Here is a 12,982-nt window from a genome sequence, read left to right as displayed (position 1 = left end):
TTCGTTACCGGAGGGCGTTGAGGGTAGCGTTGTGGGGAATGCAGCGTTCGAAGTTGCAGCTCGCGGCTTCACGGGGCAGGTTGCGCAGTTGCTCGACGCGCCAGGCGGCAGCGCCATACAGCCCGAGCGTGACCGCGCAGGTGATGAAGATCGCGAGGTATCTTCTTGTTCTGATGTTCATGGCGTTGACCTCTGAACGAATACCTTTCGGTACTACTTTGAGCATAGGTCAGCGCCATTGAGTTGCCAGCCATAAGGAGCCATTCAGAACACGAATACCCCTGTAGGAGCTGGCTTGCCAGCGATGGGGGCTTTGGATATTGCGCAGGTCTACAGGACGCCATCGCTGGCAAGCCAGCTCCTACAGAATCGGTGTTTACAGGCCTGCATCCCACTCCGGTTCTTCCGGAAATCTCACCACCAGAAAATCCAGCAAGCTGCGCAGCGCCGCCGGCATGTGCTTGCGTGAGGCATACACCGCATACACGTTCATTTGCCGGGGTTCGGCCGCCGGCAGCAGGCGAATCAATTCGCCGCTGTGAATGTGCACGCCGGCCTGGTACGTGGGCAGCATCGCCACCCCGGCGCCGGCGATCGTTGCACGCAACAGCGTGCTGGCCTCGTTGGCGCTGATGTTGCCTTGCACCGGTACAGAAACCTGCTCGCCGTCCTGCTCGAAATGCCAGAGGCTTTTGCCGAAGTAGGAATGGGTCAGGCAGTTGTGCAGGCTCAGGTCCTCGACCCGTTGCGGCGCCGGATGTTCGCGCAAGTAGGCAGGGGAAGCGCAGATCACCGAACGGCAAACCGTCAGGCGGCGGGCGATCAGGTTCGGGTCCAGATCGTTGCTGGTGCGGATCGCCAGGTCGATGCGCTCGTCCACCAGGTTCACGGTGCGGTCGAGCATCTGCATGTCGACGCTGACGCCGGGGTAGCGCTTGACGTATGCGGCCATGGCATCGGCCAGTTGCGCCTGGCCGAACGAGGTGCTGACGCTGATCCGCAGCAGACCGCGCGGTGCGTCATCCGGTTCGCTGACGGCGGCTTGCATGTCGCTGGACAAGTCGAGCATTTGCCGACAGCGCGGCAGGATCTCGTTGCCGGCGGCGGTCAGGCTCAACTTGCGTGTGGTGCGGTGCATCAGGCGCGCGCCGACCCAATCTTCCAGTTCCGCCAGATACCTCGACACCACCGGCCGTGACAGCTCCAGGTGATCGGCGGCGGCCGACTGGCTGCCGAGGTCGACCACCGTGACGAACACACGCATTGCTTGAAGACGATCCATGATTTGCCCGCTTTCAGAAACAAACTATGTTCAAGCATCGCATTTTTTGTACCGAGTCAGGCAACTAAGCTCTGGGTTCATGTAGGAGCGAGCCTGCTCGCGATGGACTCGCAGACAACGCGAATATCCGATAAGTACGCGTCATCGTTTACGTCCATCGCGAGCAGGCTCGCTCCTACAAAAGGCATCGCCAAATATGGCATCGGGATCACGGAGCAACAAATGATCGGTTTCACCACCCTCAAGCGCGTTTTACTGGGAAGTGCCGCCTTCGGTTTCGCCGCCCATGCAGCCGCCTCGACCCTGACGCTGGATGTCTACAACCCTGGCGAAAAAGCCATTTTCCCGGTGACCTCGGTGCTGGTCAGCGGCGAAAAGGAAGCGATTCTGGTGGATGCCCAATTCGGCAAATCCCAGGCCGAGCAGGTGGTGGAAAAAATCCGCGCCAGCGGCAAGCAACTGACCACCATCTACATCAGTCACGGCGACCCGGACTACTACTTCGGCCTCGACACCCTGACGGCCGCGTTCCCCAAGGCCAGGGTCCTCGCCTCGCAGCCGACCGTTGACCACATCAAGCAAACCGTCGACGGCAAACTGGCCTTCTGGGGCCCGAAAATGGGCGCCGATGTGCCGGCCAAAACCATCGTGCCGGACGTGCTCAAGGGCGACAGCCTGATCCTCGAAGGGCAGAAGTTGCAGGTGCTTGGGCTTGAGGGGCCGCAGCCGGATCGCAGCTTTGTGTGGATTCCGTCGATCAAGGCGGTCGTCGGTGGTGTCGTGGTGGCGCAAAACATCCACGTGTGGATGGCCGACACGCAAACGCCGCAGTCCCATGCCGATTGGTTGGCTACGCTGCATTCCATTGAAACCCTGAAACCGCAGGTCGTGGTGCCGGGGCATTACCTCGGCGAGAGCGGTCGTTCCGTGGCAGCCGTGCAGTTCACCGCCGCTTACATCAAGGCCTTCGACGAAGAAACCGCCAAGGCCAGGGATTCCGCTGAACTGATTGCGGCAATGAAAAAACGCTTCCCGGCCCTGGGTGATGAAAGCTCCCTGGAGCTGAGCGCCAAAGTCGCCAAGGGCGAGATGAAGTGGGGGGAGTGACTCTTTGAAATGAGCGGGGGCTTTTGTGGCGAGGGAGCTTGTCGGATCGCCGCACCGTCCCGCTGGAGTGCGAAGCACTCCCCCCCGCATTCCTTCAGGTACCTCATAGACACAGGTATTACGACTGCTGCGCAGCCGAGCGGGAGCAAGCTCCCTCGCCACAAAAGGCTGAAATGCTTTTCACTTTGTTATCCACAGGAGTACGTCATGAGCAACATCGCAATCATCGGTGCCACCGGTCGTGCCGGTAGCCAACTGCTGGAAGAAGCCCTGCGTCGCGGTCACAGCGTTACCGCGATCGCCCGCAACACGGCGAAAATCGGCCAGCGTGCCGGTGTGGTCACGCGCAACGTCGACGCTCTGGATGCCCGTGCATTGCAAGCGGCCATCGAAGGGCATGACGCAGTCATCAGCGCCGCACATTTCGCAACGCTGCCTGCCAGTGCCGTCATCGGGCCGGTGAAGAAGGCCGGGGTCAAACGCTTGCTGGTAGTCGGCGGTGCGGGTTCGCTCTTGTTGCCCGATGGCACTCGAGTGATCGATAGCGAAGGTTTCCCTGAGGCTTACAAGGCAGAGGCCAGCGCCGGTGCCGAATTCCTCGCAGACTTGCGTGAAGAGCGGGATCTGGACTGGACCTTCCTGTCGCCTTCGGCCGAATTTGTCGAAGGCGAGCGCACCGGGACATTCCGCCTCGGCCAGGATGATTTGCTGGTGAGCAGCGAAGGGCGTAGCTGGATAACCTTTGCCGACTATGCGATTGCAATGCTCGACGAAGTGGAAGCACCGAAGCATTCGCGGCAGCGGTTTACCGTCGGGTATTGATAGCTTCGCTGAATTCATCGCCGGCAAGCCGGCTCCTACAGTGGATCTGTGTTGCGACGCCAATCTTTGTAGGAGCCGGCTTGCCGGCGATGCGTTTCAAGTTTTACCGCGACTGCGCCTGCTCCACCAACCACCCCATCAATTCACGTAACTTCGGCGAAGGTCCGGGTTTTTCGGGGAACACCAGGTAATACGCCAGCCCTGTGGTGACCTTCAATTCGAATGGCATGACCAGCCGTCCGGCATTCAGGTCATCGCCGATCAGCGACCAGTCGCCAATCGCCACCCCCGTTCCCTGGGACGCCATCGACATCGCCAGGTCCAGTGTTTCGAAGTGCTGGCCCTTGCCGACATTGGTCAAATTCACATCCGCGGCCTTCAACCAGGCCTTCCAGTCCCGTTCATCGCGGGTCGGGTGCAGCAGCAGGTGTTGTTGCAGATCGGCAGGTGTCTGCAGGGGCATGGGGCCTTCGAGCATCGGTCTGGAACACACCGGCGTGAGTTGCTCGTCGAAGAGTTTTTGCGACATCAATGAATTGTCTGGCGGTGCGCCGTACATCACCGCCGCATCGAACTGTTCGAGATGAAAATCCACGCCGTGCTTGACCGTGGTGGTCAGTTCCACCGGCACGTCCGGGCGTTCCCTTTGCCATTGCAGCAGGCGCGGCAGCAACCAGCGCATGACGCAGGTCGGTGCCTTGAGTTGCAGGGTTTCGCGCTTCTCGCCGATCTGCTCCACGGCCTCGTCGATCAGGCCGAAAATCTGCTGCACCCGTGGCAGCCACTCCCGTCCTTCGGCGGTCAGGTCCAGGCCTCGGGCCTGGCGAATGAACAGCTCATAACCCAGGTGATCTTCCAGCCCGGCGATCTGCCGGCTGACCGCGCCCTGGGTAATGTGCAGTTGTTCGGCAGCCCGGGTGAAATTGCAGCACTGCGCGGTAATCAGAAAAGTGTGCAGCGCCGGCAGGGGAGGCAGTCGTTTCATTGGGATCCAAGGTATGACGTGAGGACATGGCTAGTATGACTTTTTATCCATTGTTGCGGCTACGTGTCGCCCGTTCCAATGAGGCCATTCCCGGGCCTGCCAATCCATCATAAACACAGCGCATGCCCGGCGTCTCAAACGAACAAAAAGGGCAAAGACATGGCGACGTGCGGCGAAGTATTGGTCAAGTTACTCGAAAACTACGGAGTCGAGCAGGTGTTCGGCATTCCGGGAGTTCATACCGTGGAGCTGTATCGCGGGCTGGCCCGTTCGAGCATCAACCACGTGACGCCGCGCCATGAACAGGGCGCCGGCTTCATGGCCGACGGCTACGCCCGCACCAGCGGCAAACCGGGCGTGTGCTTCATCATCACTGGCCCAGGCATGACCAACATCACCACCGCCATGGGCCAGGCCTACGCCGATTCGATCCCGATGCTGGTGATCTCCAGCGTGCAATCGCGCAGCCAGTTGGGCGGCGGTCGCGGCAAGCTGCATGAACTGCCGAACCAGGGCGCACTGTGCGCAGGTGTCGCGGCGTTCTCCCACACCCTGATGTCGGCGTCGGAATTGCCGGTTGTGCTGGCTCGCGCCTTTGCGCTGTTCCAGGCAGGCCGTCCGCGTCCGGTGCACATTGAAATTCCATTGGACGTGTTGGTCGAAGACGCTGACGAGCTGCTCAGCAGCCTGCCGGTCAACATCGACCGCGCCGGTGCTTCGCCGAGTGCCGTGTCGCGCATGACCGAATTGCTGGCCAACGCCAAGCGTCCGCTGATTCTCGCCGGTGGCGGTGCCATCGACGCGGCGGCCGAGCTGACTGAGCTGGCCGAGCTGCTGGACGCGCCGGTCGCACTGACCATCAATGCCAAGGGCATGCTCGCCTCCGGCCACCCGCTGCTGATCGGCTCGACCCAGAGCCTGGTTGCCACCCGTGCGCTGGTCGCCGAGGCCGACGTGGTCCTGGCCATCGGCACCGAACTGGCCGAGACCGACTACGACGTGACCTTCGCCGGTGGCTTCGAGATTCCTGGCAAGTTGCTGCGCGTGGACATCGACCCGGACCAGACCGTGCGCAACTACCCGCCGCACGTGGCATTGGTGGCCGACTCGCGCAACGCTGCCCAGGCTTTGCTCAGCGCCTTGTCGCACAAATCCCTGGCCGAGCGCCGCAACGATTGGGGCCAGGTACGGGCCGCCCGTCTGCGTGAAGACCTGGCCGCGACCTGGGACGCACCGACCCTGGCCCAGACCCGTTTCCTCGAAACCGTCCTGCACGAGCTGCCGGACGCGGTGTTCGTCGGTGATTCGACCCAACCGGTCTACACCGGCAACCTGACGTTCAACCCGGAGCGCCCGCGTCGCTGGTTCAACTCGTCCACCGGTTACGGCACCCTCGGTTACGCCTTGCCGGCGGCGATTGGCGCCTGGCTCGGCGGCAGCACTGAAAGCGGCAGCCGCCCACCCGTGGTGTGCCTGATCGGTGACGGCGGCCTGCAGTTCACCCTGCCGGAACTGGCCAGCGCCGTTGAAGCGCGCACGCCGGTCATCGTGCTGCTGTGGAATAACCAGGGCTACGAAGAGATCAAGAAATACATGGTCAACCGTGCCATTGAGCCGGTGGGCGTGGACATCTACACCCCGGACTTCATCGGTGTGGCCAAGGCCTTGGGTTGCGCGGCCGAAGCCGTCAGCAGTGTCGAGCAATTGCGCGGCGCATTGCGTGTGGCCAACGATCGCCAGGGCCCGACCCTGATTGAAATCGATCAGGCCGAGTGGATGAAGGCGGTGTCCAAATGACTTTCCCGACTACCCTGGATGGCCTGTACATCAACGGCCAATGGTCGGCCGGCAATGAACACCTGCGCGTCATCAACCCGGCGACCGAAGCCCTGTTGACCACGGTCAATGGCGGCGATGAGCGTGCGGTTGATCAAGCGGTGAGCGCGGCGACCCAGGCGTTCGCCGGCTGGTCGAAAACCACCGGCGCCGAACGCGCTGCCATCCTGCGCAAAATCGCCACGGGCGTGCAGGCCAACCGTGAAAAACTGATGCACTTGCAGTCGAGCAACAACGGCAAGCCGCAATTCGAAGCCGCGATCGACGTCGATGACGTGATCGCCACGTTCGAGTATTACGCCGGTCTGGCCGAAGGGCTGGACGCGAAGCAGGACAGCGCCATCGAACTGCCGAGCGACGACTTCAGTGCGCGCCTGCGCCGTGAGCCGTGCGGTGTGGTCGGCCTGATCGTGCCGTGGAACTTCCCGATGGTCACCACCGCGTGGAAACTCGCCCCTGCCCTGGCCGCCGGTTGCTGCGTGGTGCTCAAGCCTTCGGAAGTGACGCCGCTGCCGGAGCTGGAACTGGCAACGATCATTGCTGAAGCCGGCTTGCCGGCGGGCGTGTTCAACCTGGTGTGTGGCACTGGCCTGGCCGTTGGCGCGCCATTGTCGGCGGATCCGCGTATCGCGAAAATTTCCTTCACAGGCAGTAATGCCGTTGGTGTGCAGGTCATGCAGCGGGCGGCGGAAACCGTCAAAGGCGTGAGCCTGGAACTGGGCGGCAAATCATCGCTGCTGGTGCTGGCCGATGCCGATCTCGACCTGGCGGTGGAAGTGGCTTGCGGCGGTGGTTTCTTCAACGCCGGGCAGATGTGCTCCGCCACCAGTCGCGTGCTGGTCGCCGATGAACTGGCCGATGAATTCCTCAGCCGCGTTAAGGCCCGTGCCGAAGCGATTCGCGTGGCCGACCCGTTCGACCCGAACGTGGAAATGGGCGCGCTGGTCAATCAGGCGCAATACCAGCGTGTCCTGGGTCACATCGATCGTGGTTTGAGCGCTGGCGCCAAACTGGTTTGCGGTGGCAATCGCCCGGCGGACCTGCCGCGCGGATATTTTTTGCAGCCGACGGTTTTCACCGAAGTGCCCCTCGACAGTGCGCTGTGGTGTGAAGAGATTTTCGGCCCGGTGATCTGCGTGCGCAGTTTCGCCTCTGAAGCCGAGGCGATTGCCCTGGCCAACGACAGCCAGTTCGGCCTGGTCGCCAGTGTGGTCACGCGCAATGCCGAGGCAGCCGACCGCGTCGCCAACGCTTTGCAGGCGGGGCTTGTGTGGATCAACGCACCGCAGGTGATCTTCCCGCAGACCGCCTGGGGCGGCTACAAGCAGAGCAGCATCGGCCGCGAATTGGGGCCGTGGGGCTTGCAGGCTTTCCAGGAAATCAAACACGTGATCCGGGCCGTCTGACACCGATCACTGTGTAGGAGCGAGCTTGCTCGCGATGGACGTCAACGATGACGTGGGGCGCCTGAATGTACGCGGCGCCAGTGCACCCATCGCGAGCATGCTCGCTCCTACATGAGGCATGCGCTGGCGTCATGGCTTCAATGAGTTTTTATCGATAGTCAGCTGTTTTACACAACCTCAGGATGAACTTGCTGGCTCAGCCAACCCCCCGAAAATAGAGGGGCCAACGCTGATCCGGTCGCGCGGATGCAACAGTTTCGACCTGCCTTATACCTACAAAAACAAAGGGAGTCCGTAATGGGCGAGCATGATCTGAACAGACGTCAATTTATCAAGACCGTAGGCGTAGCCTCGGTTGCAGCAGCGGCCATGAGCATGCCGTTCATCAAGGCCAATGCCAGCGACACACGTTTTGCCGGCAAGACCCTGCGTTTGCTGACCTGGTCCGACGACACCGGCCTGGCTGCACTGCGCAACATCGCCGCGACTTTCGAAGACAAGTACGGCTGCAAGGTCATCGCTGACCGCACCGGCAGTACCTCGGAAATGGTCGCCAAACTCAAGGCCGGCGGTGATCGTCCGCAGTACGACATCATTACCCTGGCAGGCGTGGGCGCCGAAGGTCTGGCCGCCGCCAACCTGCTGGAAAAACCCGACCTCAACCGTATTCCCAACCTGGTCGATGTACCGGAGAAGTACCGCACCGGCGCCAATGGCCACGGTATCGGTTACCTGCTGTGGTGCAACAGCCTGGTCTACAGCACCCGCACCCAGAAAGAAGCTCCGACCAGCTACGCGGCCCTGTGGGACCCGGAACTGGCCCCGAACATCTTCCTGCCGCCGCCGAACTGGACCGAGGCCATGGACCTGATCATCATCGCCGCCAAACTGGCCGGTGGTGACGAGCACAACATCGAACCTGGCTTCAAGAAACTCGCCGAGCTGAAAGATCGTGTGGTGACCCTGGGTGAAAACCCGAACCAGATCGCCGAGCTGTTCCGCACCGGTTCCCTGGACATGGGTGGCCTGTACGCACCGGCGTTCTTCCCGAAACAGATCCGCGATCCAAACTACGGTCTGGGCGCGACCTTTGGCATGAAGGAAGGTTTCTACACCGACCTGATGCTGTCGGTGATGCCGAAGAACCGTCCGGGCGATACCGACATGGCCTATGCCTTCATCAACCACTCCCTGGACCCATTGGTGCAGGGCAAGATGGCTGAAGACATCTACAACGGCCCGGTCAACGCCAAGGCGATCATCTCCGCCGAAGCGCGCAAGAGCCCGTACATCCTCACGCCGGAGCAGATTGCCGAGAAGGCGATCATGCACGACAACGCCTTCCTGGCGACTGTGCATGACCAATGGATTCGTCGTTACACGGAAATCTTTTCTTCCTGATCTGAATAGCGGGGAGGTTCTTCGAACCTCATCGCGGCCCAGGTCTGAAGGTTGACCGGATACCCCTGTAGGAGCTGCCGAAGGCTGCGATCTTTTGATCTTCAAAGATCAAGGTCAAAGGATCGCAGCCTTCGGCAGCTCCTACAGGGACCGGTTACCACACCCGCATTCCTGCGCTTGATCTTCCATTGACGAGACCTTTGCTATGGAACACCAACCTCTGACCCATCCGGTGAGTGCCGCCCCCGTGCGCGCCGCTCGGGGTGTTTCGCCAACGACGCGCGCCTGGCTTTTCCTCACGCCGTCGATGCTGTTTCTTGGCGTACTGATTGCCGCGAGCCTCTTGGTACTGCGCATGAGCGTGGGCACCAAAGGCGCGGAATGGTCCGGGTTCAGCCTGGCCAGCTACGCCCAGTTGCTGGAACCCTATTACCTCAAATCCCTGATGCTGACCCTGCGCCTGGCGCTGATCAGCGCAGTGATCGCCGTGATTCTGGCGATCCCGGTGGCCTACACCATGTCGCGCCTGACCTCGCCGTTCGTGCGACGGATCTTCCTCGCGGCGGTGTTGCTGCCATTGCTGGTCAACCTGCTGCTGCAAAGCTACGGCTGGCTGGTAATACTCGGTCCAGGCGGCATGCTCAACCAGACCCTGATGGGCCTGGGCCTGATCAAGCGCCCGATCATGCTGTTGTACAACCAGAACGGCGTGTTGATGGGCCTGGTGCAAACCGCCTTCCCGCTGGCCGTGTTGCCGATCGCCAGCGCCATGCGCGGCGTCGCCCGTAGCTACGAAGAAGCCGCTGCCACCCTCGGCGCCAGTCGCTTCCAGGTGTTCCGCCAGGTGGTGTTGCCGATGAGTCTGCCGGGGATCATTACCGGTGCGACCCTGGTGTTCGCCTACAACGCCAGCAGTTTCGTGGTGCCCTTGCTGCTTGGTGGCCGGCGCGTGCCGATGCTGGCGGTGATGGTGCATGACCAGATCGCCCCGCTGATGAACTGGCCCGCCGCGTCCGCTGCCGGTGTGGTGTTGATCGTCACTACCCTCGCGATCATGACCTTGTCCGAATACATCACTGGCCGTCGTCGGCGCATGCTGGAGGCTTCCCAATGAGCACCCTGACCAAGAAACGTTATGGACTGTTGCCCGGCGAGACCGGCAAGTTCGCCGGCATTCTCTCGGGCTTCATCCTGCTGCTGGCGGTATTGCCGATCCTGACCATGATCGTGATGTCGTTCAGCGGCGCGTCGAACCTCGACTTCCCGCCGAGCAGCTACAGCCTGCAATGGTACAAGGCCGCCTGGCACACCTTCGTGTCACCGGACGCCAGCGATGTGCTGAGCCTGGGCAAAGCCATGACCACCAGCCTGATGGTGTCCTGCCTGACCATGGTGTTCGCGACCATTATCGCCGTACCGGCGGCGTATGCCCTGACCCGTTGCGAGTTCCGTGGCAAGGCCGTGGCCCTGCAACTGATGTCGTTGCCACTGGTGTTCCCGATGGTGGTGTTGGGGCTGGCATTGCTGCTGGTGTTCGACAGCCTGCCGTTCCAGATGACCACCTCGCGCCTGGTGATTGCCCACGTGATCCTGGCGCTGCCATTCGTGGTGAAGAACTGCACAGCCGCGATGCTCTCCATCGGCAGCGAAGTCGAGGAGGCCGCGCAGATGCTCGGCGCCTCACCATTGCGGGCGATTGTCGATGTGGTGGTGCCGTTGATGAAGTCGGGGATCCTGGCGGGCATGCTGCTGGCGTTCATCGTCTCGTTCAACGAGTTCACCGTGACCTATTTCCTCTACACCATCGATGTGATGACCGTGCCGATCTGGATGTACAGCCGCACCGTGTCTTCGCTCGACCCCACCGTATTTTCGTTTGCCGTGCTGATCGTGCTGATCGACTTCGTCCTGATCTGGGCGCTGGAGAAGCTGGTTGGTGAAGGTGGCGTTTCGTTCTGATTTCTTGAGGTACTTCAAATGTCTGGTCTGATTCTGGAAAACGTCGAGAAACATTACGGCTCGGCCTGCGCGGTAACCGATGTGAACCTGCATTTGCCCGAGGGCAAACTGGTGTGTTTCCTCGGCCCTTCGGGCTGTGGCAAAACCACGCTGCTGCGCATGATTGCCGGCCTTGAAACCCTGACCGGCGGCGAGATCCGCCTGGACGGTGAAGACATCGGCCACACCCCGGCGCACCTGCGCAACTTCGGTATGGTGTTCCAGTCCCTGGCGCTGTTCCCGCACATGACCGTGGGTGAGAACATCGCCTATCCGCTGAAACTGCGCGGGGTCAGCAAGGCTGACCAGCAGGCGCGGGTGGTGGAGTTGCTGGAGCTGATCCAATTGCAACCGATGATCGATCGTCCGGTGGCCAAGCTCTCCGGCGGACAACGCCAGCGCGTGGCGATTGCCCGGGCGATTGCCAATCACCCGAAAATCCTCCTGCTCGACGAACCGTTGTCGGCGCTGGACGCCAAGCTGCGTGAATCGATGCAGGTGGAAATCCGTCAACTGCAACAGCGCCTGAACATCACCACCATCATGGTGACCCACGACCAGCGTGAAGCCATGACCATGGCCGATATCGTGGTCGTGCTGGGTGAACACCGGGTGCAGCAGGTCGGCACGCCGATTGAAATCTACCGGCACCCGGCCAACGAGTTTGTCGCCGACTTCATCGGTTCGGGCAACATCTTCCCGGCCACGGCGCTGGGCAACGGCAAGGTCAGCCTGCCGGGTGGCGATGCGCTGCAAGTGCCGATCTGCACGAGCGTTGCGGCAGGGGAAAAGGTGAAGATGCTGATTCGCCCGGAAGACCTGCAACTGTCGGCGCCGCAGGCGACGGCGGGCAACCGTTTGCTGGGCAAGGTGACCTTCGTGCGCGATATCGGCGCGACCATCGAGACCACGGTTGAGTGTTCCGGGGTGTCGTTTACCGCGCTGAGCACGCCGTGCCAGGGCTTTGGTCTGAGCGTCGGCCATCCGGTGTCGGTGACCTTGCCGGCGGAGGCTTGCCGGGTACTTGGGGCCTGATTTTCAGGGGCTGCTGTGCAGCCCATCGCTGGCAAGCCAGCTCCTACAAGGGCCGTCGGTGTTCACACAATTGGGTGTTCACCAATATTCCCCTGTAGGAGCTGGCTTGCCAGCGATGGCGCCATCCGCAACACCACACCCTCCTGATCAGACCGTCAACCGCAACCGCGCCAGATCCCGCAACGGCGGCGCGCCGAACAACCGGCTGTACTCCCGGCTGAACTGCGACGGACTTTCATACCCAACGCGATACCCCGCCGCCGAAGCTTCCAGCCCTTCGGCCAGCATCAACCGCCGTGCTTCCTGCAGGCGCAACTGCTTCTGATACTGCAACGGACTCATCGCTGTCATTGCCTTGAAGCGGTGATGCAGGGTGGATACGCTCAGGTTCACTTCCTTCGCCAGATCATCGATGCGCAACGGCTGTTCGAAATGGCCATTGAGCCATTTGATCGCCTGGCTGACGCGATGGCTCTGACTGTTGGCGATGGCGATTTCGTACAGCCGATGTCCCTGTTTGCTGCGCAACAGGCGATAGAGGATCTCCCGGCGAATCAGCGGCGCGAGCATGGCGATGTCTTTCGGCGTGTCCAGTAGCCGTGCCAGGCGCAGCACAGCATCAAGCATGGCCGTGTCGAGCCGCTCGACGTACAGCCCGCGCCCGGTCGGTCGGGTGGGCACGCCGAGGGGGCCGGCGTCGGCGATCAGCGCGGTGATTTCCGCCGGATCGATGTCCAGGCGCAGGGCCAGGATCGGTTCCTCGGCCGAGACATCCACCACCCGTCCACTGAGCGGCATCGAGACCGAGACCACCAGGTAGTTCAACGGGTCGTAGTTGAAGTACTCGTTGGCCAACTGAACTTCCTTGCGCCCCTGGGCCATGATGCACAGTGCCGGTTGCGCGAGCACCGGGGCAAACTCGTGGGACTGGCTGTGGCGTGACATGAACAGCGAGCTGACGGCCGTGGCATAACTGCCATCTTCGGCGGTGTTACGGCGGATGATCGCCGCCAGTTCCGCGCGCTGCTTTTCCATGTCGGTGTCCAGCGGGGCTTGAAAGTGATCGAGCGACGTCATGCGCGGCATCCTCGGCAGGCATGGAGGGAATGG

Annotated in this window: 12 protein-coding genes; 8 read left to right on the top strand and 4 right to left on the bottom strand. The window is 61.7% G+C overall.

Annotated features, from left to right (window positions below; translation table 11 throughout):
* Positions 1-4: 4 nt before the first annotated feature.
* The gene (locus CD175_RS13370) at positions 5-226 is read right to left on the bottom strand and encodes a hypothetical protein (RefSeq protein ID WP_057713469.1); all 222 of its coding nucleotides are present in this window, start codon (positions 224-226) and stop codon (positions 5-7) included.
* Positions 227-376: 150 nt separating this feature from the next.
* A complete protein-coding gene (locus CD175_RS13360; RefSeq protein ID WP_205886334.1) occupies positions 377-1,282 on the bottom strand; it encodes a LysR family transcriptional regulator in 906 nt (301 codons plus the stop codon).
* A gap of 222 nt (positions 1,283-1,504) precedes the next feature.
* On the opposite strand from CD175_RS13360, the gene CD175_RS13355 reads away from it, so the two are divergent.
* Both CD175_RS13355 and CD175_RS13350 read left to right on the top strand, forming a co-directional pair.
* On the top strand, positions 1,505-2,389 hold the full coding sequence (locus tag CD175_RS13355; protein ID WP_104449258.1) for an MBL fold metallo-hydrolase: 885 nt from the start codon (positions 1,505-1,507) through the stop codon (positions 2,387-2,389).
* A 207-nt stretch (positions 2,390-2,596) separates the two neighbouring features.
* Positions 2,597-3,211: an NAD(P)-dependent oxidoreductase gene (locus CD175_RS13350; RefSeq protein WP_104449257.1), complete on the top strand. Its 615-nt coding sequence runs from the start codon at positions 2,597-2,599 to the stop codon at positions 3,209-3,211.
* A gap of 103 nt (positions 3,212-3,314) precedes the next feature.
* On the opposite strand, the gene CD175_RS13345 is transcribed toward CD175_RS13350, so the two are convergent.
* The gene (locus CD175_RS13345) at positions 3,315-4,196 is read right to left on the bottom strand and encodes a LysR substrate-binding domain-containing protein (RefSeq protein ID WP_007978506.1); all 882 of its coding nucleotides are present in this window, start codon (positions 4,194-4,196) and stop codon (positions 3,315-3,317) included.
* Between the two features lie 159 nt (positions 4,197-4,355).
* Between CD175_RS13345 and CD175_RS13340 the strand changes: the two genes are divergently transcribed.
* From CD175_RS13340 to CD175_RS13315, 6 genes are all read left to right on the top strand, one after another.
* Positions 4,356-5,993: a 5-guanidino-2-oxopentanoate decarboxylase gene (locus CD175_RS13340; protein WP_104449256.1), complete on the top strand. Its 1,638-nt coding sequence runs from the start codon at positions 4,356-4,358 to the stop codon at positions 5,991-5,993.
* A complete protein-coding gene (locus CD175_RS13335) occupies positions 5,990-7,438 on the top strand; it encodes an aldehyde dehydrogenase family protein (RefSeq protein WP_104449255.1) in 1,449 nt (482 codons plus the stop codon). The genes CD175_RS13340 and CD175_RS13335 overlap by 4 nt, the downstream gene beginning before the upstream one ends.
* 297 nt (positions 7,439-7,735) lie before the next feature.
* Complete coding sequence (locus CD175_RS13330; RefSeq protein WP_104449254.1) at positions 7,736-8,839, top strand: ABC transporter substrate-binding protein; 1,104 nt, start codon at positions 7,736-7,738, stop codon at positions 8,837-8,839.
* A 205-nt stretch (positions 8,840-9,044) separates the two neighbouring features.
* Complete coding sequence (locus CD175_RS13325) at positions 9,045-9,953, top strand: ABC transporter permease (protein ID WP_104449253.1); 909 nt, start codon at positions 9,045-9,047, stop codon at positions 9,951-9,953.
* Entirely contained in the window at positions 9,950-10,798 is an 849-nt protein-coding gene (locus CD175_RS13320) for an ABC transporter permease (RefSeq protein ID WP_007986104.1), read from the top strand. Before CD175_RS13325 ends, CD175_RS13320 begins: the two co-directional genes overlap by 4 nt.
* Positions 10,799-10,816: 18 nt before the next feature.
* A complete protein-coding gene (locus tag CD175_RS13315; protein WP_007978493.1) occupies positions 10,817-11,872 on the top strand; it encodes an ABC transporter ATP-binding protein in 1,056 nt (351 codons plus the stop codon).
* 147 nt (positions 11,873-12,019) lie between these two features.
* Here the strand turns inward: CD175_RS13315 and CD175_RS13310 are convergent, their stop codons facing one another.
* Entirely contained in the window at positions 12,020-12,949 is a 930-nt protein-coding gene (locus CD175_RS13310) for an AraC family transcriptional regulator (RefSeq protein ID WP_104449252.1), read from the bottom strand.
* Between the last annotated feature and the right edge of the window lie 33 nt (positions 12,950-12,982).

This window comes from Pseudomonas laurylsulfatiphila (assembly GCF_002934665.1).
In the GTDB taxonomy this organism is placed as follows: domain Bacteria; phylum Pseudomonadota; class Gammaproteobacteria; order Pseudomonadales; family Pseudomonadaceae; genus Aquipseudomonas; species Aquipseudomonas laurylsulfatiphila.
The sequence above is the reverse complement of the archived record's forward strand: the minus strand, read 5'-3'. Positions and strand labels throughout refer to the sequence as shown.